Origin of the sequence: Paenibacillus vortex V453 (genome assembly GCF_000193415.1) — a bacterium.
GTDB lineage: Bacteria > Bacillota > Bacilli > Paenibacillales > Paenibacillaceae > Paenibacillus_AQ > Paenibacillus_AQ glucanolyticus.
In genome coordinates, this window is record NZ_ADHJ01000053.1 from 110,029 (window position 1) to 131,463 (window position 21,435).

Below are 21,435 nucleotides of genomic sequence, written 5' to 3' on the forward strand. Positions count from 1 at the left end.
CATTAGCCCTATGGAGTGGAGGAGAAACTTATTGTTCCGTCAGAATCACCGGGCCATCCTTCGTGATGGCCAGAGTATGCTCATATTGAGCTGACCATTTGCCGTCCACCGTTCTTGCCGTCCATCCGTCTGAGTCAATCTTGCATTGGTACGTTCCCAGATTAAGCATCGGCTCGATGGTAATGACCATGCCCTCTTTAAGCCGTGTCCCCCGATTGGGTGGGCCGTAATGCGGAACCTGCGGCTCCTCGTGCATGTTCTCGCCGATTGCGTGCCCTACGAAGTGGCGAACCACCGATAAATTTTGCGACTCTGCATAGGACTGAATGGCGTGAGAGATATCACCGATCCGATTGCCGACCACTGCCTGCTCAATCCCGAGATACAAGGATTTCTTGGTCACATCGAGCAGGTGCTGTGCTTCCTCAGATACGCTGCCTACCGGGTAAGACCAAGCGGAATCGGCAAGCCAGCCATCATACTTCACTACCATGTCGATGGTAACGATATCTCCGTCCTTTAACGGTTCATGGCTCGGGAAGCCATGGCAAATCACATCGTTGACCGACGCGCAGGTGGCAAAGGGATATCCGTGATATCCCTTCTGCTCCGGGGTCGCACCTCGCTCTGCCAGGAAACGCTCCACGAACTGGTCAATCTCCAGTGTTGTCACGCCCGGCTTTATCATCTGCGCAATCTGCCGATGACATTCGGCAAGAATGTCTCCAGCCTTATTCATCTTGGCGATTTGTTCTTGTGTTTTGAGGATTATCAATCCTGCTCACTCCTTTTTTCAAATGCTGTTATCTCCTATCCAAATCAAAAAGCCTTAGCTGGCTGGAGAGCCAAGGACAGGCACCTGCCCTCCATACTCCCCTGCCAATAAGGCTGATTCACAAGCACAAGATGTATCTGCTTTCTTCTTAAATCGTATATTCCAAAAAGAAAAGCTGAAGCGCCCTACATCATCTTATTCTACTCTTAAGCTAAGGTAACCTCAAACATTTCCGTTATGAATATCTGCCCTCCGATTTAAACGTAACAGGTACAAGAGCCGCTGCGTATACATTTTGTATTCTCGGGGGCAGCTTCAACTCTGCCGTAATCCAGGAGGTCATATGACTCTCTATAGCCATGAGCAGAATAAAAGCAGGCATCCATTTTCCCCATTTAAAACTTCATTTAACCAAGACAATCGTTTCTCCTCATAAAATAAAATATACATTAAGGATGCGCAGAAACGATAATTTTACACGCGAGATCACAAATCCTTTCTTTTTTCCTATGCTTTATTATATCAAATGGATCCAGGTACTTAGCTTTCCACTTGTTTCCGTTCCTCATCGGTCATATCGCTCTTCTCCTTGGACAGGAACCAGCCAAGAACCGCAATCAGGATCAGCACTCCCCAGAATACAAGCTTCCAGCCCGTGCTCTTCGGAAATGTCTTCTCCAGTACAGCGATATCAGGATGCGCGAGCGTATACACGGCCAGCTTAATCCCTACCCAGCCCACGATCAGGAAAGCTGCCGTTTCCAAGCCGGGTCTTCTGACCAGCAGCCTTCCGAAATACGACGCCGCAAATCGCATGATGATGAGGCCGATGATTCCGCCTGTGAGAATAACCAGGAATTGTCCGCCGTCCATCCCCCCGATATTCGGCAGGTTGGTCTCTGGAAGCGTCAAGGCAAGCGCAACGGCTGCCAAAATCGCATCGACTGCAAAGGCAATATCCGCAAGCTCTACCTTCAATACGGTAACCCAGAATTTTTCGGTCTTCGTCTCAGCTTCCTTCAGATGTTTCTTCTTCTTCACAAAGAACTGTTTAACGATATGATTGATACTGATATACAACAGGTAGAAGGCTCCGATAGCCTGTACGTACCAGACATCTGCCAAGAACGAAATAATGAATAGCGAGGCAAAACGGAATACAAAAGCTCCTGCCAATCCGTAAAACAACGCCTTCTTCCGCTTATCCTCCGGCAAATGTTTGACCATGATGGACATGACAAGTGCATTATCGGCTGCGAGGATACCCTCGAGTCCAATCAGCACAATCAGTACCCATCCATATTCAAGCAATAGTCCCATTTCCAAACGCATTCTCTCCTTCTTGTTATGAAATGTTCCGATTCCGTTTTAAAAAGGTTGAAGGAAACAAAAAAAACCTTTATCCCGAAAATCGGCGATAAAGGTATCATACCCAGAAATAGCTCACAGGAATAACAACCTTTACCGAATCGGCAAAGGTCTCGCAAACAACTTTCGTTGCCAACAAAGCCGGAGACACGTTACGTGTCACGAATTGACGACTTTGCTGAGGCTGCTACTCCCCTTTACTTGAATAAATGGATTATAGCATGGCTGTATAATGGCGCCAATAGATTTCCGAAAATTTTACATTCCGTTTACACTTCTCTTTTCTTCCTCCAGGCATAGACCATCAGTACAACTGCGAGAACGACTGCAGCTCCCCACAAGAAAGGCTGCAGTAACGGCGACTGACCTGCCCCCTGATCTTCGCTTGCAGGGACTTCCTCGGGAAGGGCGTTCTCCCCTGTATCCCCTGATTTAGGTATTTCTTGTGGAGAATACCCCTTGCCAAGCTCGGTTAGTTCCTTACCTGCCGCAGAGAGGAGCTTCGTTCCGTCGCACAGCCCTGTTTGCAGCTGACCGGAGCGTACATAACCGAACACCAAAAATTCACTTCCCACCGCAAACTGATCATAACCACAGCTGGCTGAAGATATCGCCGTTGTAAGCTCCGTCTTAAGTGGCAACTCCCCTTTCCATACCTCAGTTACCTCAAACGTCACAACGACCGGATCTGTAGAGGACATCACCAGCTTTGGCTTCGGGCCAACCATCTTAGTCACTTTGCCAGCAAATACAGCAGCGCTCCGTTCCAAGCCTTCCGGAACCGTAGGCGGTCCAGCGCAAGAACAGGCGAATACATCCGTTGGTTTTACAGCATATACACTCACAAGCAGCAGCAAACAGCTAAGCAGGATCATGACCGTGAAATTTCTCATAAAGGATCACCTCAATCCCTAGACGTCTCTCTCCTCTAAAATGTTCCCGTTGGTCTATAAAAGGAAGGACGATCCGGCAAGAGATTTATAGGTCGCATCATACAGGCTGTTTACTGGCTACCATCAAATAGTGTCGTTCTGTTGGGTACTCGATGTTCTCCACCTTCAGCCCCGCTTGCTCCAACAGGTTCTTCATGACATACGGGTCGATCCGGTTCGGACGAGGAACCCGCTGCTCCGATGGATCCTCCTGCCATTCCAGGCATAAGCAGCGTCCGCCCGGGCGCAAGACTCGTGCAATCTGTTGAATGGACTCCTCCAGTTCATCCGTGATGTGAAGAATGAGGGAAGCGATGACACGATCCATCGTTCCCTCTTGGAACGGTAGCTTTTCCACGATCCCTTCCATGACGTTGACATTCGTTAACCCCTGCTCCCGTACACGATCCCGCATCATTTGCAGCATGGCTGGCTCGGTATCCAGAGCATATACGGTGCCTGTCGTTAGCGCAGCGGCCGGTATGGAAAAATATCCGGTGCCTGCTCCAATATCCAGCACATCCACCTCTCCACTCACCTGCAGCCTCTCAAGCAGCGAAGATGCGGGCAGCTCCCTCTTTCTTTCCGGACTTTCCAATCGGTCTATGAGTGTCTTATCAAAGCTTTCCTTCATCTTGTTGTTTCCCTCCTTGTATCATTGCATTTCATACGTAAGCACATAAATACAAATTCTGTAGGGGACATAGAGTCCACCCTTCCTGTGGCTACCATACGTCTTCCTGAGGTTACCATACCGTTGTTCGTTGATGATGTAAACCGGTTATGCCCAAAACGAAAAGGGCATCCCCATGATCATCATTGACCACGGGGACACCCATTCGTACAATTAATCGAGTTGATCCTCCATTCGTACCTGCTTTGCCAGGAAATCTGCGAGATGAACGGCCTCTATGCCATTTTGCAAACCGGCACGCTTGATACCCCACTTCATTTGCAGCAGGCAGCCCGGATTAGAAGTCACAATGACCTTGGCCCCGGTAGCTTCCACATGCTCCATCTTATGGTCCAGCAGCGTTGTCGACATTTCCGTCTGGGTCAGGTTATATATGCCAGCGGAACCGCAGCATACCTCTGCCCCCTGAAGCTCGCACAATTGCACGCCCGGAAGCTGCGACATCAGTTGGCGCGGCTCTTCCTGCACCCTCATCACGTTGCGCAGGTGACAGGAATCCTGATAGGTGACGGCAACCGCCGCATCGTCCTTCCCGGCTTCCGCATGGATCGGCTCAAGCGGCCTGCCCAGGTTGTGCAGCAGCTCGGAGATATCCTTCACCTGATCTGCAAAACGGACCGCCGCTTGCGAAAGACGCTCATCCGGTTCCGCATGCATCAGATGATCGTATTCCTTCAGCAAGGCACCGCATCCCCCCGCATTGCTTGCGATATAATCAACGTTCGCTTCCACGAAAGCCCAAATATTTCGACCGGCCAGCTGCTTGGCATCACCCATCTCACCCGCATGGGCATGCAGTGCTCCGCAGCATACCTGCTCCTCCGGTATGACGATTTCGAACCCGGCCTGACGGAGCAGTCGCACGGTATTTACGTTCGTAGGTGCAAACATAACATCCATAATGCAGCCCCGGAACATGCCCACCCGGCCAACCGTATCTCCTGCCGCTGGAATAACCATGAGCCCTGAACCACTGCCAGTCGTTTCACGCCGGTAAGGAAAGCCCGCCTTGCTCCACAGCTCTTCCAGGCCATCGCCCGATACATCAGGCAGTGCCTGCTCAAGCTGCTGAAGATGGTCGGGAAACAGCTTCATGGCCCCTGAGTTTCGGGCAAACTTCTGCAGCCCTGATTTCTGATAGAAGGAAAGCGTCTTGCCAATCAGCTTCAGCCTTCTGCGATGCGGGAACACCCCTTGCAGGAAGGTCTTGCGGACGATTCGCACAGGCATCGAATACGGCTTCTCCGCAGCAATGGCAGCCCGGGTCTGCTCGATCAATTGGCCGTACTTCACGTCCGAAGGACAAGCTGGCTCACAGGCTCTGCAGCCCAGACACAGATCCATCTGGCTACGGAAGCTTTCATCCGGCTCCATCAAGCCATCAACAACGGCTTTCATAAGTGCAATCCGCCCACGGGGGGAGGCCGCCTCAAGTCCCGTCTCGATGAATGTTGGGCAAGCGGTCTGGCAAAATCCGCAGCGCATACAGTTTGTCAGCTGATCCTCATCCAGCGTCAGCTTCAGCGCTTGGGCCAGCTTCTCATGGGTTGAATTCATGCGCTCTCGCTCCCCTCACGGTGTTTGAATCTCCTCATCCTGCGTTGTCGTCCGTCCTACAGCTTCCGTTCGATCCTGATAAATGATCCGCTTTCTCGTTTCCGCGAACAGCTTGCCCGGGTTCATGATCTGATGCGGGTCGATCGCATCCTTGATGGATTTCATCATCTTGATGCCGGCTTCGCCCACCTTCCATTCCAAGTAAGGTGCTTTCACGATCCCAACGCCATGCTCCCCGGTAATGGTGCCGCCCATCGCAATGGCCACTTCAAAGATTTCGGCGAAGGCCTGTTCCACGCGGTGAATCTCTTCCGGATCCCGTGCATCCGTCATCGCGGTCGGATGCAGATTGCCATCCCCGGCATGACCGAATGTGCAGATCTGCACATCATATTTCTGAGCGATTCGCTGAACCTCAAGCACCATATCCGCAATCTTCGAACGGGGAACCGTAGCATCCTCCAATATCGTTGTGGGCCGCAGACGGGATAGCGCTGCGAGCGCACTCCGTCTGGCTTCCATCACCTTCGCCCCTTCCTCCGGAGTCTTGGCGATATTCAGCTGCACCGCACCCGATGCAAGACATATTTCCTCCAGCTGCTTCAAATCCCGCTCCACATCATCGGCGTTGCCATCCTGTTCTATAGCCAGCATCGCTTTAGCGTGAACCGGCAGTCCGATTTTGGCAAAATCCTCGACCACCTGAAGTGTGGGCTGATCCATAAATTCCAGCGTACACGGAAAAATATGATGGGCTATAATGTTCGAAACCGTTCGGGCAGCCGCATGGAGGTCATCATAAACGGCGACCATCGCTTTCCTGTAAGAAGGCTTCGGAATTAATTTAACCGTTGCTTCTGTGAGTATGGCTAACGTTCCGCCCGATCCTACCAATAGTCGGGTCAGATCATACCCTGCCGCATCCTTCACCAGCTTGCCGCCTGTACGCAGGATGCTGCCATCCGGCAATACAGCCTCCAACCCCAGGACATAATCCTTGGTGGTGCCGTACTTCAAACCGCGCAGTCCGCCAGCCCCCAGGGCAATATTGCCGCCCATCGTACAGATGATCATACTGCTTGGATCCGGCGGGTAGAACAACCCGGTCCGTTCAACCGCCAGATGAAACTGCTTTGTATTCAGACCGGTCTGGAAGGTCGCGGTCAGATTATCCGAATCGATCTCCAGCAGCTTGTTCATTCGAGTCATGACCACCACCAGCCCGCCCTGAAGCGGAATGGTGCCGCCGCACAGATTGCTTCCTGCACCTCGTGTAATGACGGGTATCCGATGCTTTGAACAAATTTTGACAATGTCGGATACCTGCTGCGTGCTTTCGGGAAAAATCACCCCGTCCGGCATCGCTTGATATAGCGGGGTAGCATCATAACTGTAAGAAACCAGGCTTTCCGGATCGTCCTTGAACCACTTCCCGCCAACCACTTTGATCAACAACTCGCGAATAACCGATTCCAGCACATTTCATTCCCCCTCCCATTACGGGCTTTACTACGATAAATTCCCCTTGCTTCTCACGAAGTTAAATACGCTTTCCGTCCTGATGCTTGAATATCAATTATAGGAACGGCATCGAGCCCATCGTCCCTCTTCCTAAGCTAGAGAAATTCAGGCTTGCTTCTCCCACTAGGGCAGCGCCAGCTTTCCCATCACGGTTGGGCGAAACGCTCCAGTAGCTGCAGGCAGATTGTTGGGAACGCCGAGCATGAAATCATTGCCAAGCAGTGCAAAGATCACGGCTTCCTTGGCATCGTCATCAAACCCCAGCGTTCTGGAGGTCATCACCTTCTGCCCCGGCAATAACTCGCCTAACATGGAGAGCAATGTCTTGTTGCGGGCTCCTCCACCGGTCACAATCACTTCATCGATCCCGTGACGGGGGAAAACATAGTTCTCATAGCTGTCAGCAATGGAATGAGCTGTAAAAGCCGTTGCCGTTGCCATTGCGTCCTCGTCCGACAGCTTGCGCAGCTTGGCTTGTTCCAGAAACGAAACCGCATAACTGTGGCCGAACAACTCCCTCCCCGTTGATTTGGGCGGCGGGGTGCCGAAGTAAGAATGGGCCAGCATTTCGTCCAATAAAACGCGGTCCGGCTTGCCTTGGGCAGCCCAATTACCTCCGTCGTCATACAACAACCGCCCTCCGGACAGGATGTGGGCCACAGCGTCTATAACCATATTGCCGGGTCCGGTATCAAAGGCCAGCAGATCCGAAGGATCCGCCCCTGCGGGCAGCGCCGTGCAATTGCCGATCCCGCCGATGTTTTGCAGCAGCCTTCCACGCTCCGGGTGACGGAATAATATCCAATCCCCATACGGAGCAAACGGTGCGCCTTGGCCCCCGACCGCCATGTCCGCGGGACGAAAGTCCCCGACCACGAGCTTGCCGGTATGCTTGGCAATAGCAGAGATATCGCCGATCTGCAAAGTCGACGCGACAGCATACGGGTCGCCTTGTTCCGGTACCGGCTGATGCCAGATGGTCTGTCCGTGAGAGCTGACCAGATCCACTTCATCGACATGCATGCCCGCATCGGCAACCGCTTCCAGAACAGCCGCTCCAAACTGATAACCGAGGAACGCATTCATATTGCATATTAGAGCACTGTTCGAATTCGCTTCCACGCACAAATCACGCAGCCGCTGACGAAGCTCCGGCTCATATGCCTTACTGTAGTAATGCAAGAGCTCAACCGAGGCTGCAAGGCCGCTTCCCTCTATGCGGACAATCGCAGCATCGATGCCATCCAGCGAAGTGCCGGACATCAAGCCGACCACAACGGTCGGCCTTCCATCCTTCCATGGTGAGAACATCATCGCCTACGCCTCCCCATACAGCAGGTAAGGAGCCCTCATCGTTCTCCACTGTTCCGATTCCCGGGCCCACTGCGCAGCAATACGCTGAAGTCCGGCTTCTTCATGGATGTGCCTTCGGACATCCTCGCTTCCTGTGAGCAAATCAATAAAATATCGATTGCGTCCTACCGGCGGAGTAAGCCACCGGAACTCCTCCGGGTACATCCGGCTGACCAGATGCAGAAGCGTAAGCCCAGTACGTACAGCCTCCACTTCAGATGGCTTCGTCATGAACAGCATCACGCCTCCACATCCTTCACCCTGATGCTTCGAGAAGGTTGGTGTCATGAACATGGGATGGGCATGGATGCCTGGAAGTCGATAGGCGTTAAACGCCTTGGCCAGCTCCTCGCCGTCGATCCACGGAGCACCGATCCATTCAAATGGCCGGGTCGTGCCTCTGCCTTCCGAAAGATTGGTCCCTTCGAAGAAGCAGGTTCCGCTGTAGAGGCGAACCGTATCCATCGTGGGAATGTTCGGGGAAGGCAGCACCCACGGAAGCCCCGTCTCGGTGTAGTCCATCCTGCGGGTCCAACCTTCCAGCCCAATGACATCCAGATCACAGCCGGTTCCCCGCATCTCGTTAGCCATACGCGCAAATTCACCGATGGTCATCCCGGTGCAAATCGGTATCTGCCATCCGCCCACCATCGATTCGTATCCCGGCTGCAGCAAGCCGCCTTCGCAGCGTTCCCCGCCGAGCGGATTCGGCCGGTCCAGAACGAGCAGACTCTTGCCATGTTCGGCGCATGCCTCCATGACATACAGCAGGGTGGTCATATAGGTGTAGAAACGCACACCGAGGTCTTGAATATCGAAGATGACGGTATCGACATTCTTCAGCATATCGGCATCCGGCTTACGCCGGGAGCCGTACAGGCTGTACACAGGAACACCGTATACCGGATCTACTTCATCCTCCACGTGTTTGCCTGCCTGAAGCTGACCGCGCAGCCCATGCTCACAAGCAAACAAAGCCGTCAATTCCGAATTCGGCAAGCCTGCAATCACCTCAATAGATGAACGAAAATCCGACGTGAGCCCCGTCGGATTCGTGATGACGCCAAGGCGACAGCCTGTGATTTTCTCATGCGATAATCCCGGCAGGACATCAATTCCGCTCCGCATGTTACCCCTCATCATACGCTTACACCTCTCGCTTCCGAGGCTGCAATACCGTCTTCTGCCGGCTTGGCCTCTTCCGGATTCAGTACATTATACGTAACCTTATGCTGGTATATCGCCCACATGACCGTTAAAGAGGAATCCAAAACCAACCACGGTAAGGACCAGTGGAATCGCAACGCAGAAGGCTTGAAAGCTTGCTCCAAGCGTATAGCCCGGAAACTTCAGGAACAACTTGACGCTGTAGGCCATCGCTTTAAAGATGCCCATCCCTTCCTGAATGACAAGCTGAAAGGTGTAGAATTGGGAGATGAGCGCCATGATGACAAAATAGGTCTGGAATACACCGATCGCGAGATAGCCGATTCCCTCTTTGCCTCCGTAATACCACCAGGTGGACCACAGAATCAGTGCCATCACTACGAAGAAGAAGCCCATAACCACAGCAGGCCCGAGGCCTTTAAGCGCGCCTTGGAACACGTCCTTGAGCCTGGACTTGCCCCGTTCCGTCTTGCGATGGTAAGCATAACAAACCCCGTAGAACAACGGCATATACAGCACCGGCAGCAGCAGTAGCGCCGCCATCAGCGGCACAAACATCACGACAACCACGAGGATCAGCGAGGTTATCATGCTGTATAAGGCCACCGCCGTAATTTCGCGGTAAACCTCAACCCCTGTCTTTTTCAACACATCATTCAGCTTGCGCATAGATTTCCTCTCCTCTTCGTCGTTGTTTACCAATCAATACGCTGTTCCGTCTCAGGATCGAAGAAATGCACTTTATCAAAATTGAAAATGAATGTTTTCTCCATGCCCGGATAACCTGTCGTTTCGGGATGAACCTTCGCGGTAACGGTCCGGTTGCCAACTCGGAAATACACCAGATTCTCCGAGCCCAGATGTTCAACGACCTGTACCTTGGTTGAATACGTATAGTCCAGATTCGAGATGACCGGTATATCCTCACCCGTAATATGCTCGGGACGCATGCCCAGAATGAGATGCTCATTCTCGTATTTGCTCAGCGCAGCCGCCATGGAATCGGGAATGACAAATTCGCCGCCCTCCATCCGAAGCACGTTTCCTTCCTTATGCACATCGATAAAGTTCATCGGCGGAGATCCGATAAAACCGGCAACAAACATGTTTTGCGGATTCGCATACAGCTCCGTTGGTGATGCAATCTGCTGAATAATCCCGTTGTTCATCACGACAATCCGCTCGCCGAGTGTCATCGCTTCAACCTGATCATGCGTTACGTATACAATGGTTGCCTCAAGACGTTTATGCAGCTCGGACAGCTCCACGCGCATCTGCACGCGAAGCTTCGCATCCAGGTTCGAGAGCGGCTCATCAAACAGGAACACCTGCGGATCGCGTACAATCGCCCGGCCCACCGCAACGCGCTGACGCTGTCCACCGGACAGCTCGCGCGGCTTCCGATCAATCATCGACTCCAGGCCGAGAATGGAGGCGGCCTGTGATACCTTTTGCTCAATATATTCTTTAGGTTTCTTCAGATTCTTCAAACCGAAGGAGAGATTCTCGCGAATTGTCATATGGGGATACAGGGCGTAATCCTGGAACACCATGGCGATATCCCGGTCTTTCGGATGGAGATTGTTTACCACCCGGTCGCCGATGAGGATGTCACCGGATGTTTGACGCTCAAGCCCGGCAATCATGCGCAGCGAAGTGGTTTTGCCGCAGCCGGAAGGACCGACAAATACCACAAACTCTTTATCATGAATTACAAAGTCCGACCCCGCTACAGCGGTAAAGGTCCCTTTGTTGTCGTCTACAAATTCTTTTCGTATATTACGGAATTCTACGCGTGCCATAACTTTGCCTCCTTCTAGCCTTTAACGGCTCCAATGGTGATGCCTTGCAGGAAATAGCGCTGAAGCGAGAAGAACAGGATCATCATCGGCAGTGCCGCGACGGTGGCTCCAGCCATAAGTGCGCCGAAATCGGTTGTGTCCGCATAGACGAAGGAAGCAAGACCTACCTGAATGGTCCTCATTTCCGCCGAATTGGTCACGAGGAAGGGCCAGAAGAAATCGTTCCATGATGCAACGAACGTGAAGATAGCGAGTACGGCGAGACCCGGTTTAGCCATAGGAAGAATGACTTTCCAAAAGATACCGAACTCTCCGCAAGCATCGATCCGCGCTGCATGAATCAAGGAGGTGGGCAGCGACGACATGTACTGCTTCATCAAGAAAATGTTGCCCACACTTACGATTCCGGGGAGCAGAATGGCCGTATATGTATTCCCGAGATCAAATACGTCAATCATCAAAATATAGAGCGGAATCAGCGTAACTTGTGCCGGAATCATCATGGTGCTGAGCAAAACCCAGAATACCGCTTTGTTCCCCGGGAACTTCAGCTTCGCAAAGGCATACCCTGCGAGCGATGCGAGAAACACGTTGGTCACCGTCAGGATGGTGGAGATTAATAAGGAGTTAAAGAGCCACCTCATTACGTTGGTTTTGCCGAAAAAACGCTCATATGGGGCTACGGACAGCACGTCCGGGATCATTTTGGGAATAAACGAAGCGGCCGACTTGGTGTCCTGTACAGAGCCAATCAACATCCAGTACATCGGAATGATCGTCAGAACGCTCCATACCACCAGGATGACCGAAGCCACAATCAGCATGATCACTTTTGATCTTGATTTCATGGGTGCACCCCCTTTTAGCTTCAGTGATATACGTTAGTACTCTACGTCGGAAGAGAAATATTTGAACTGAATGATGGAAATGACGATAATCAATGCAGCCAGTACAAAAGATTGCGCCGCCGCAAGCCCGAATTCGTAGAAATTAAACGCCGTGCTGTAAATCAGATAGGCGATGGTGGTCGTCGCAAAGTTCGGTCCGCCCTGTGTCATCAGATACACCGAGATAAACACCTGGAAGGACGTAATGACGCCCGTCACAAGCAGATACAGCGTGGTTGGTTTCATCAGTGGCCACGTAATGCGCCAGAATTTGGACCATCCGCTGGCATGGTCAATATCCGCGGCTTCATAGAGCGATTTGGGAATCCCGCCCATGGCGGCCAGATAGAGAATAATGCCTGCACCATGCGAACCGAGCCAGTTCATCAATATGAGCGAAAAGAGGGCGGTATCCGATTTGCCAAGCCATATGACAGGATCGAATCCGAACAATCCAATGAACCGATTCAAAAGCCCGGCATTCGTCGGATCGTAAATGGCAAGCCATACGACGGAGATCGTTACGCCGGAGGCTACGGCCGGCAAATACATCGTAGCCTTGAAGAACGTTTGCCATTTGTTCTTCATCTGGAAAATAAAAAAGGACAGACCATACGTGATAACAATGTTGACCGGAACCGTGCCGATCGTGAATAAGACCGTATTCCTCATGGATTTCCAGAACACTTCATCCTGTACCATCCGTGTGTAGTTATCCGTTCCAATCCATTCGGAGCCCATAACGCTGTATTCCTGGAAGCTCATCAGAAAGGCGGAAGCAACCGGGTATAGCGTAAATACCAAGAACAACAGTACTGGAGCCAGAATGAATAAATACGCCCATCCATATTCGCGCCAGTACCCCTTCATGGGGGGACGTGAAGGCCGGGCTTGCGCCGGGGCAGTCTGCATTTGATTTCCTCCTTTGCGCACAGGTGAAGTATGTTCATGAAGCCTTAATTCTTACAAAGCCTAGAGCGATTCGTTTAAAAAGGGAGTGACCCGATTTGTTCCTGCTAAGGACAACGGGACACCCCCTTATAACTTCAATTACTGTCCTAAAATTTGTTTGCCTTTGTCTATGAAGTCTTGTGCGATCTGCTCCGGCGTCTTCTCACCCGAGAACAACGCCTGGATGTTCGGCTTCACCACTTGCTCCTTGAATTTCTTCTGGTTGCCGGAATCTTTGGCATCGAGGCTCAAGGTCACAGGAATGTCTTTGAAGTTCGCAAAAATTTCTGCTGCTTTGATGGTCGATTCTGTTCCAAGTCCTTTGCCTGCATAGAATTCCGCCTGTGATTTGCGAACGAATGGCAGCACCAGTTCATTGGCGGAATTACCGGCTTTCGCGCCGCTCAGGCCTTCCATGATCAGGAAGGTATTCTTCGCATGCTCTTCACCCTTATCCTTCTTCTGCTTGAAGGCTACGTAGCCTTCGCCGAACATGGAGGTTTTGCGCTCTGCCCCGTCGTTGTGCGGAACCGGCAGCAGAACAAAGTCGATTTTCTCGCCTTGCACCGTACCGCTGTCAATGTCCTTCGCACGGTTTTGCAGCATCACATCGTAATAAGGGATTGCCTTGGATACGATGGCGGCTTCCTCTGCGTAGAACCAGTCCATCCGTTTAGCGGGTTGAATCGCCGCTGTCTCAGCCGGCATATGCCCGGCTTTCATCAGATCGGAAACAAACGTCATCGTGTCCAGAATGCGCTCATCATTCCATTGAAACTCGCCTTTATCGTTCAGGACGTCCGGCATCCCGTTGCTGCGTGTCAGCATTTCGATGAAGTCAAGGGAAGTTCCGTCCGTTACCAGCGCATAGCGCGTTTTGCCGTTCGGGAGCTTGGTGGTCAGCTTATCGGCAGCTGCCTTGAATTCGGTCCAGGTCCAGCCGTTCTCCTGAATGGACTTCCAGTCGATGCCTGCTTCTTCAAGGATCTTCTTATTGCCGCCCCATGCCCACAGGGATTGGTACAGCGGAAGACCGTATTGCTTGCCTTGGATTTGACCAAGCTCGAGTGTGCCCGGGAGATAGTCGTTCTTTATCTCGTCTGTGATATAAGGGGTTAATTCCAGTGCCAGACCGGTATCCACATAAGCACCGTCCACCGCATGGAAATAAAGATCAGGCGGATTACCGGCATTCAGGGCTACATCGAACTTCTTCGGACCTTCAGCCCATGAAAGCACTTCGGTTTCTACTGTAATGTGCGGGTATTTTTCTTTCAAATCCGCTACATGCTCTTTCAATTCATCTTCATATTTACCATGTACCGGATAAGTCCAGACAACAACCGTGTCCTGCTTCGGTGCAGCCTCGCCATTTCCTTCCGAAGCTGTTCCGCTTCCGCCTTCAGGAGCCTTCGCCCCGCCGGAACCGCCGCAAGCCGCGGTGAACACGAGCATTAAAGAAGCCAACAATGTAAGCCAACCTTTTTTCTTCATGTACTACTCCCCTTATCATTTATATATTTGTGGTTTCGCTATGAACTACAACCGCTTGATCGCTTGCCGGCTCTCATCCAGGTATTTCACTGAATTCTCGTAATTCCGGCTGGCGACGCCAAGATATAAAATATCGATAAGATTCAACTGCGTAATACGAGACGACATCGCGCCACTGCGAATTTCGTTCTCCGTCGAGGAGGTGTACAAGGGAATATCCACCGATCGGCTTAAGGTAGAGTCACCGTATTTCGTAATGCCAATCGTCTTGCATCCTTTCTCTTTGGCTATGGCTGCTGCGCGAATCACTTCATCCGTTTCACCGGAATAGGAGATGCATACGGCCGCATCATCTGGAGTCAGCAGCACCGCCGAGGTGAGCTGAACATGAGGGTCCGGAAAAGATATACATACCTTATTAATCCGCAAAAATTTCTGCTGGGCATCCATCCCGATCAGATTCGAAGCCCCTACCCCGAACATGAAAATACGCTTAGACTGATCGAGGGCCAGTACGGCCTCCTTCACCTTCCCTTCCTCCATAATCTTCATCGTATCCCGAATCGATTGAATGTTATTGTTCGAGACGTTCTGTATAATTGCAGAAATGCTGTCATTGGGCCGAATATCCTGATATCCGGTGGCTAATGGCTCCTGCAAGTCTCCGGCTACCTTCAGCTTCAGATCCTGATAGCCCTTGAATCCCATCGTTTTGCACAGGCGCACGATAGCAGCCTGACTGGAACCGCTTCGGACAGCAAGATCCGCGACCGACATCTGTATCATCTCTGCCGGTTCCTGCAAAATGAAGGCTGCAACCTTGCGCTCGGACGGATTTAATGAATCATACACCTCACGCAATCGAACCAATCCGCCGTTCATTCCTTGCCCCCCTTTACTCATAATCCTCTGATGATCATTCATATGTAACATTACTTTACACCTATTGAATGAAAGCATGACTGGTATCGCTTTCAATATCAGTGGATTGAGTTCATTATAAATTGTATGAAATTATATTTCAATACATAATTGGTGATTTAAAATTTTATTTTACAACACTTCTTTTTTCTCCTATACTGGATATAGAAAGCGAAGTGGTTCAATATGGAAATTTATATCGGTGTTGATGGTGGCGGCACAAAGACTGATGCAACCGCTATCCACAGCAGCGGAGAGGTATTGTCCCGTTTTACCGGAGGTTCCACAAATCCTTATATTGTAACGTTCGATAAAGCGATGGCGGAACTCCAAAACGTGTTGGATGGGCTCCTGACACCTCTGAATGATAAGTCATTTTCATTAACATCAATATGTCTTGGAATGTCAGGTATAAGTTCTGTGGATGAACGTCGGCGTGTTCAATTACACCTTCTTTCCTATTTTCAGCAGCGGCTGCCCTCCATACGCATATACATGCGTTCGGAAGCCGAAATTTCATTAATGGCTGTGCTGGAGCGTCAGCATGGAATGCTTGCCATCTCGGGAACCGGCTCCAATACTTACGGTATCACCCAATCGGGAGATATCCACCGGGTCGGCGGCTGGGGGCATCTTCTCGGGGATGAAGGCAGCGGTTACCAGATTGGGCTTCAGACCCTGAAATCGGTAATCAAGAGTCATGAAGGCATTACACCGCCCACTATCATGACCAGCCTGATTGTTGAATCCTACCCTCTCCAGCATATTACCGATCTCAAATCTTACATTTACCAGCCCGCTATAACGAAACAGCATATCGCTTCCTTCGCCCGCTGCTGCATTGAAGCAGCGGAAGCCGGGGATGAAGCGGCACTCCGTATCATCCGGCAGCAGGCTGAAGAGCTGGCCGATACAACTAGCGCTCTCATCAGGCAGCAAGCTGAATTCGAAGAGAGTGATCTGGTATGGATCGGCTCGATATTCAAGCATTCGCCAGAGTACCGGAAGGCGTTCTGCGACTCCCTGCTAATGCGTTATCCTCAGCTGCGATTTCCCGAAGGGAACCGTGAACGAACACCCGCGCATGGTGCGGCCCTGTTAGCCTGCAAGCTATTTACAGACGGCGTCTCTGACTTGCTGTAGCATTCACATCATCAGTGCCCGTCCATATTCCAAGGCAAAAAAGGAGACCTGTCTCATGACGAATACTCTAAGTCAATTGACAACCGAACAGCCTCATGAACATACGCAGAACATTGATCAGTTGAGCTCAGAACAAATTATGATCCTTATTAATAACGAGGATAGTCTGATCACCGAAACGATTCGTGAACAGATCCCTCTTATAGCCCGAGCAGCGGATCTCGTGGTAGAAGCTTTCGAGAATGGCGGCAGATTGTTCTACATAGGCGCAGGAACCAGCGGTCGAATCGGTATCCTTGACGCATCCGAATGCCCACCTACCTACGGGACGGATCCGTCCATGGTGCAAGGGTTGATCGCAGGCGGCTTCAGAGCCGTGAAGGAGGCGATTGAAGGTGCGGAGGATAGCGAGGAATTGGGTGCCCAGGACATCAATGAAAACGGTATCAGCAAGAAGGACGTTGTCATTGGTATCGCCGCCAGCGGACGCACGCCTTATGTTCTTGGAGCTATGCGACGTGCCAAGGAACTCGGAGCGGTTGTTGTCGGGCTCTGCAATAACTACGAATCGCCCATGCATCAGTATGCGGATTTTGTGATTGAAGCCGTCGTTGGCCCTGAGGTCATTATGGGCTCCACGCGCATGAAGGCCGGTACATCGCAAAAGCTGATCCTCAATATGCTGACAACAACGGCCATGATTCGAATTGGCAAGGTGTACAAAAACTTGATGGTCGACCTCAACCCTTCGAATAACAAGCTTGTGCATCGTGCCAAACGCATCATTACGCTTGCAACAGGTGCATCGGAGGAGGAAGTGGAGAAGGCTTACCATGAAGCCGGTGCCCATGTCAAAACAGCAATTGTTATGCTCTTGGCGAATGTCAGTGCTGCGGAGGCATCCACGCTGCTTGATGGTACCCGCGGATTCGTTCGCGGTGCGATTGATCTAAAGGCGTCCAAGTAAAGCAATGGGCTTGTTATGCTGCGTAAGCCTTCCATGAATAGAAACGGGATATCTCCAGGTCCATGTTGGCCTGTACGATATCCCGTTTATTTTTTGCTGTTTTATCGGATACTCACTGCCTATGATCTCATCTGTCCATGCCCTGTTTCATTCCAACCTGTTGTTCGCTCCATTCCCACAAGCGAGCGGCAAGTTTTGGATCCCTTGCCTTCTCAGTGGTTTTGTCCGGCTTGCACTTGACGTAATATTCCCCTGTCACATGCTCTACTTCAGGACTAGAGGCCAGATAAATCGCTGTCCGGGCACCTTCGAGCGCCGTTAAGAAGAACGGGCGAAGCAGCTTATAGACCGCTTTACCGAAGCCTGTATCCCGGTTTACACCAAGACTGGTGCTTACGGCGCCGGGATGGAGTGCATTGACCGTCACCCGCGTCGGCTGCAGTCGGCGGGCCAGCTCTTTGGTGAATAAAATATTGGCCAACTTCGACTGCGCATAACCCTTGGCCACATTGAATCCCTTCGCCAGATTAGGATCTCCCCAGTGGATGCTTCCAACCTTATGCGCCCCCGAGGATACGTTCACGATCCGACCCTGCCGTGCACGCTGGAGGGGTTCAAGCAGCTCGTTTGTCAACAGGAAATGACCTAAATGATTAACGCCGATCATGGCTTCGTACCCGTCCTTCGTCAACTCCCGCTTAATGGTAACCACACCGGCATTGTTCACCAGAACATCGAGTTTGTTGTGCTTGGCCTTAAAATCGGCAGCAAATGCCCGAATGCTGTCAAAAGAGCCCAGATCCAGCGTCATCAGTTCAAGCTCTGTGCTTCCGCTCTCTTCCAGCGCCTGGTGAAGCGCCGCTTCCCCTCTGGATTGGCTCCGGCATGCCATCACAACATGCGCCCCCAATTTGGCAAGCTCAATCGTTGTAACCAGGCCCATACCAGAGTTAGCCCCTGTTACAATGATGATACTCCCTGCCATGTCATTCATCCGCAGACCTCCTCTTACTTCCTACCCTATCATGCTAACAAAAAATCCCGCCACCAACATCAATTTGGAGACGGGACTTAGATAACGTACAGATGTAATTCAGACAAAGGATCAGCGCCTTAGGCTCCGCTCCCATTCATCGCCAGTATGATCGCAGCCAGACCGAAACACAGATTCAGCAAGCACAGAAATACCAGTGTCTGCTTCTGATTCAGCCCCGTTGCCAGCAAACGATAATGCGCCTGGGAAGCGTCGGCCTGATAAATCGGTTTGGATTGAAGCATTCTGCGGATAACCACAATGATATTATCGAAGATCGGCACACCCAGAGCAAAGATGGGAACGAACAAGGAAGCCAAGGTGGCCCCTTTAAACGCGCCATCCAGAGCAATGATCCCGAGTATAAACCCAAGGAAGGTTGCACCGGCATCCCCCATGAATACTCTGGCCGGCGGCTTATTGTACCGCAAATAGCCAAGCGCAGCACCCACGAGAACGACCGCAAGCAGCGCGGATTCGCCTCTGCCCATCGTAATGGCCACTACAAACAACGTGCCTCCGGATATGGCGGAGAGTCCTCCGGCCAGTCCGTCAATGCCGTCCGAGAAATTAATGACGGTCGTTACACCAAAAATCCACAATATCGTCAAGATGAGCTGCAGCCATTCCGGCAAATTGATATATTGCCCCGTGAACGGATTGTTGAATCCTTCAAACGCAATGCCGTAGCTGTATACAACGATAGCCGCGCTCATCTGAACAATGAACTTCGGCAGTGAAGCCAGTTCCTTGCCCTGGGACTTATACCAATCGTCCACAAGACCAATCCCAAGAATCAGGGCACTACCGATAAAGATACCTACCGCTTCCCTGGAAATGGTGCCGGTAAGTGCAAAATATGTGATAAAAAATCCGATGAATATGGCGATGCCCGCTGTCAGCGGTATCGGTTCGCGGTGTATTTTCCGCTCGCTGTCCGGCCTTGGCTTGTCCACAAAATCAATCTTGATCGCAAGTTTGCGAAATGGCGGAATCAATACCAGGACCAGCACCATGGATATGACAAACGCTGCTAAATAGAGCATGGTTTCCTCCCAATAAATGATGAATAATGGAGAACATTGCAATCTAAGTATATGACTTATAAGGAACTCTATCAACCTATCAAAAGAAAAAGACTGCCACATTAGTAGAATTATCTACTTAGCAGCAGCCCTCCGGACTCACAGGTTAAGACTCCTTCTTGTTCACCACAAGTCCGATGATCATAACGATAAGTGCCAGCAAAGCAATCAACTGATCGATGGTCATGGCGGAAAGCCTCCTTATGACAGGATGGCTCTTGCCCGGACTATACATCTCACTCTCCCGTTAAATGCCTTACTTACTTTCCCCACTACCATCCTATGAGGGCTCGCTCCCGATTTATGACGAGATCCCAGAAAAAAAACCTGCCCCCGTTCAGCGAACGGTTGAAAGGGCAGGTGGTACATCGTGCTGACACACCGGGCAGAGCTCCCTCTCCCCCTATCTTGAAGAGTCTTCGCTTCGCCTGACGGTGATCAGCGTTATGGCTTGATCGGATTAGGATTTAACCTACTCCGTTACGATATCATAGATCAATACAGGTGCATCCGCATGATCAGCAATTCGAATGCTTTCATACAGCTTCTGCTTCACGTCGTCCACGTTCTCGCGGTTGGCATGAATCGTGACGAGGGAGTCACCCTTCTTCACGGTGTCGCCAACTTTCTTGTTCAGCATCAGGCCTACAGCCAGATCTATCTCGGATTCCTTCGTTGCACGTCCGGCCCCAAGCAGCATCGCCGCGGTACCGATCTCATCCGCTACCAGTTCGGCGACAACGCCGTCCTGCTGTGCAGGAAGCTCTATCAGATATTGCGCCTTCGGCAGCCGGTCGGGATGATCCACCACAGACGAATCGCCGCCTTGGTTCTGGATGAACTCCTTGAACTTCTCCAGTGCCTTGCCGTTTCGGATAACCTCACGCAGCTTCTCCTCGGCATCTTCAAGCGAGTCTGCCTTCTGCGCCAGATAAACCATCTGTCTGCCCAGAGCCAGGCACAGCTCCTCCAGATCCTTCGGACCTTCGCCGCGCAGCGCATCAATCGCTTCCTGAACCTCCAACGAGTTGCCGATCGCAGCCCCAAGGGGCTGGCTCATATCGGAGATGACGGCCATCGTTTTGCGGCCGACGTTGTTGCCGATGCTAACCATGGCATGCGCCAATTCCTTGGCGTCCTCCACGGTTTTCATGAACGCGCCCGCACCGGTTTTAACATCCAATACGATCGCATCGGAACCTGCAGCAATTTTCTTGCTCATGATAGAGCTGGCAATCAGCGGAATGGAATTGACGGTTGCCGTCACATCCCGCAGTGCATACAGCTTTTTATCAGCCGGGGTGAGGTTCCCGGTTTGGCCGATTACAGCAATTTTATGTTGATTCACAAGGTTCACAAATTCGTCTTTGCTGATCTCCACGTGGAAGCCTTCAATGGACTCCAGCTTGTCAATCGTTCCTCCGGTATGACCGAGACCGCGTCCGGACATCTTCGCTACGGGAATGTCCAGAGCCGCTACGAGCGGTGCCAATACAAGCGTTGTCGTATCACCAACACCCCCGGTGGAGTGCTTATCAACCTTGATTCCCTCAATTGCGGACAGATCAATCGTTTCTCCGGAGTTTACCATCGCCATCGTCAAGTCCGCCCGCTCCCGGTCGGACATGTCCTGGAAATAGATCGCCATATTCATGGCACTTACCTGATAATCAGGAATATCTCCCTTGGTATATCCATCGATAAAGAAATTGATCTCTTCTGTTGTCAGTTCCTTGCCGTCGCGTTTCTTCGCAATTAAATCAACCATTCTCATCGTACATTCTC

The 21,435-nt window shown here is 51.4% G+C and carries 20 protein-coding genes; 2 read left to right on the plus strand and 18 right to left on the minus strand.

From position 1 onward, the window contains the following. Positions 1–28: 28 nt before the first annotated feature. From map to PVOR_RS27280, 14 genes are all read right to left on the minus strand, one after another. Positions 29–775, minus strand: coding sequence for a type I methionyl aminopeptidase (map, locus tag PVOR_RS27215; RefSeq protein ID WP_006212783.1), 747 nt, complete (start codon positions 773–775; stop codon positions 29–31). Positions 776–1,315: 540 nt separating this feature from the next. Then, the gene (locus tag PVOR_RS27220) at positions 1,316–2,101 is read right to left on the minus strand and encodes a TerC family protein (RefSeq protein ID WP_006212784.1); all 786 of its coding nucleotides are present in this window, start codon (positions 2,099–2,101) and stop codon (positions 1,316–1,318) included. Between the two features lie 311 nt (positions 2,102–2,412). Then, positions 2,413–3,036 (minus strand): hypothetical protein, encoded by a 624-nt coding sequence (locus tag PVOR_RS27225; RefSeq protein WP_006212785.1) that lies wholly within the window; start codon positions 3,034–3,036, stop codon positions 2,413–2,415. Between the two features lie 97 nt (positions 3,037–3,133). After that, entirely contained in the window at positions 3,134–3,709 is a 576-nt protein-coding gene (locus tag PVOR_RS27230; protein ID WP_006212786.1) for a class I SAM-dependent methyltransferase, read from the minus strand. A 213-nt stretch (positions 3,710–3,922) separates the two neighbouring features. Further along, a complete protein-coding gene (locus tag PVOR_RS27235; RefSeq protein ID WP_006212787.1) occupies positions 3,923–5,326 on the minus strand; it encodes a (Fe-S)-binding protein in 1,404 nt (467 codons plus the stop codon). Between the two features lie 15 nt (positions 5,327–5,341). Then, positions 5,342–6,805, minus strand: coding sequence for an FAD-linked oxidase C-terminal domain-containing protein (locus PVOR_RS27240; RefSeq protein WP_006212788.1), 1,464 nt, complete (start codon positions 6,803–6,805; stop codon positions 5,342–5,344). A gap of 165 nt (positions 6,806–6,970) precedes the next feature. Next, entirely contained in the window at positions 6,971–8,161 is a 1,191-nt protein-coding gene (locus tag PVOR_RS27245; RefSeq protein ID WP_006212789.1) for an anhydro-N-acetylmuramic acid kinase, read from the minus strand. 3 nt (positions 8,162–8,164) lie between these two features. Beyond that, positions 8,165–9,343, minus strand: coding sequence for a DUF1343 domain-containing protein (locus PVOR_RS27250; protein WP_006212791.1), 1,179 nt, complete (start codon positions 9,341–9,343; stop codon positions 8,165–8,167). 84 nt (positions 9,344–9,427) lie between these two features. After that, positions 9,428–10,036 (minus strand): hypothetical protein, encoded by a 609-nt coding sequence (locus PVOR_RS27255; RefSeq protein WP_006212793.1) that lies wholly within the window; start codon positions 10,034–10,036, stop codon positions 9,428–9,430. Between the two features lie 26 nt (positions 10,037–10,062). Continuing rightward, positions 10,063–11,169, minus strand: coding sequence for an ABC transporter ATP-binding protein (locus PVOR_RS27260; protein WP_006212794.1), 1,107 nt, complete (start codon positions 11,167–11,169; stop codon positions 10,063–10,065). A 14-nt stretch (positions 11,170–11,183) separates the two neighbouring features. Further along, positions 11,184–12,017 (minus strand): carbohydrate ABC transporter permease, encoded by an 834-nt coding sequence (locus PVOR_RS27265; protein ID WP_006212795.1) that lies wholly within the window; start codon positions 12,015–12,017, stop codon positions 11,184–11,186. A 33-nt stretch (positions 12,018–12,050) separates the two neighbouring features. Next, complete coding sequence (locus PVOR_RS27270) at positions 12,051–12,968, minus strand: carbohydrate ABC transporter permease (protein ID WP_006212796.1); 918 nt, start codon at positions 12,966–12,968, stop codon at positions 12,051–12,053. Positions 12,969–13,106: 138 nt separating this feature from the next. Further along, positions 13,107–14,501, minus strand: a complete 1,395-nt coding sequence (locus PVOR_RS27275) for an ABC transporter substrate-binding protein (RefSeq protein ID WP_006212797.1) — start codon at positions 14,499–14,501, stop codon at positions 13,107–13,109. Between the two features lie 45 nt (positions 14,502–14,546). Continuing rightward, positions 14,547–15,383 (minus strand): MurR/RpiR family transcriptional regulator, encoded by an 837-nt coding sequence (locus tag PVOR_RS27280; protein ID WP_006212798.1) that lies wholly within the window; start codon positions 15,381–15,383, stop codon positions 14,547–14,549. Between the two features lie 225 nt (positions 15,384–15,608). On the opposite strand from PVOR_RS27280, the gene PVOR_RS27285 reads away from it, so the two are divergent. Together PVOR_RS27285 and murQ are read left to right on the plus strand one after the other, a co-directional pair. Then, positions 15,609–16,565, plus strand: a complete 957-nt coding sequence (locus tag PVOR_RS27285; protein WP_006212799.1) for a BadF/BadG/BcrA/BcrD ATPase family protein — start codon at positions 15,609–15,611, stop codon at positions 16,563–16,565. A gap of 55 nt (positions 16,566–16,620) precedes the next feature. After that, positions 16,621–17,532 (plus strand): N-acetylmuramic acid 6-phosphate etherase, encoded by a 912-nt coding sequence (gene murQ / locus PVOR_RS27290; RefSeq protein ID WP_006212800.1) that lies wholly within the window; start codon positions 16,621–16,623, stop codon positions 17,530–17,532. A 127-nt stretch (positions 17,533–17,659) separates the two neighbouring features. Here murQ and PVOR_RS27295 read toward each other — a convergent pair whose 3' ends face one another. The 4 genes from PVOR_RS27295 to PVOR_RS27305 form a co-directional block, all read right to left on the minus strand. Then, complete coding sequence (locus PVOR_RS27295; protein ID WP_006212801.1) at positions 17,660–18,526, minus strand: SDR family oxidoreductase; 867 nt, start codon at positions 18,524–18,526, stop codon at positions 17,660–17,662. 119 nt (positions 18,527–18,645) lie between these two features. After that, positions 18,646–19,611, minus strand: coding sequence for an MraY family glycosyltransferase (locus tag PVOR_RS27300; protein WP_006212802.1), 966 nt, complete (start codon positions 19,609–19,611; stop codon positions 18,646–18,648). Positions 19,612–19,756: 145 nt separating this feature from the next. After that, positions 19,757–19,885, minus strand: a complete 129-nt coding sequence (locus PVOR_RS32690) for a hypothetical protein (protein WP_255308638.1) — start codon at positions 19,883–19,885, stop codon at positions 19,757–19,759. A gap of 237 nt (positions 19,886–20,122) precedes the next feature. Continuing rightward, positions 20,123–21,424 carry a pyrimidine-nucleoside phosphorylase gene (locus tag PVOR_RS27305; RefSeq protein ID WP_006212803.1) on the minus strand — a complete coding sequence of 434 codons (1,302 nt, stop codon included), beginning with the start codon at positions 21,422–21,424 and terminating at the stop codon, positions 20,123–20,125. Between the last annotated feature and the right edge of the window lie 11 nt (positions 21,425–21,435).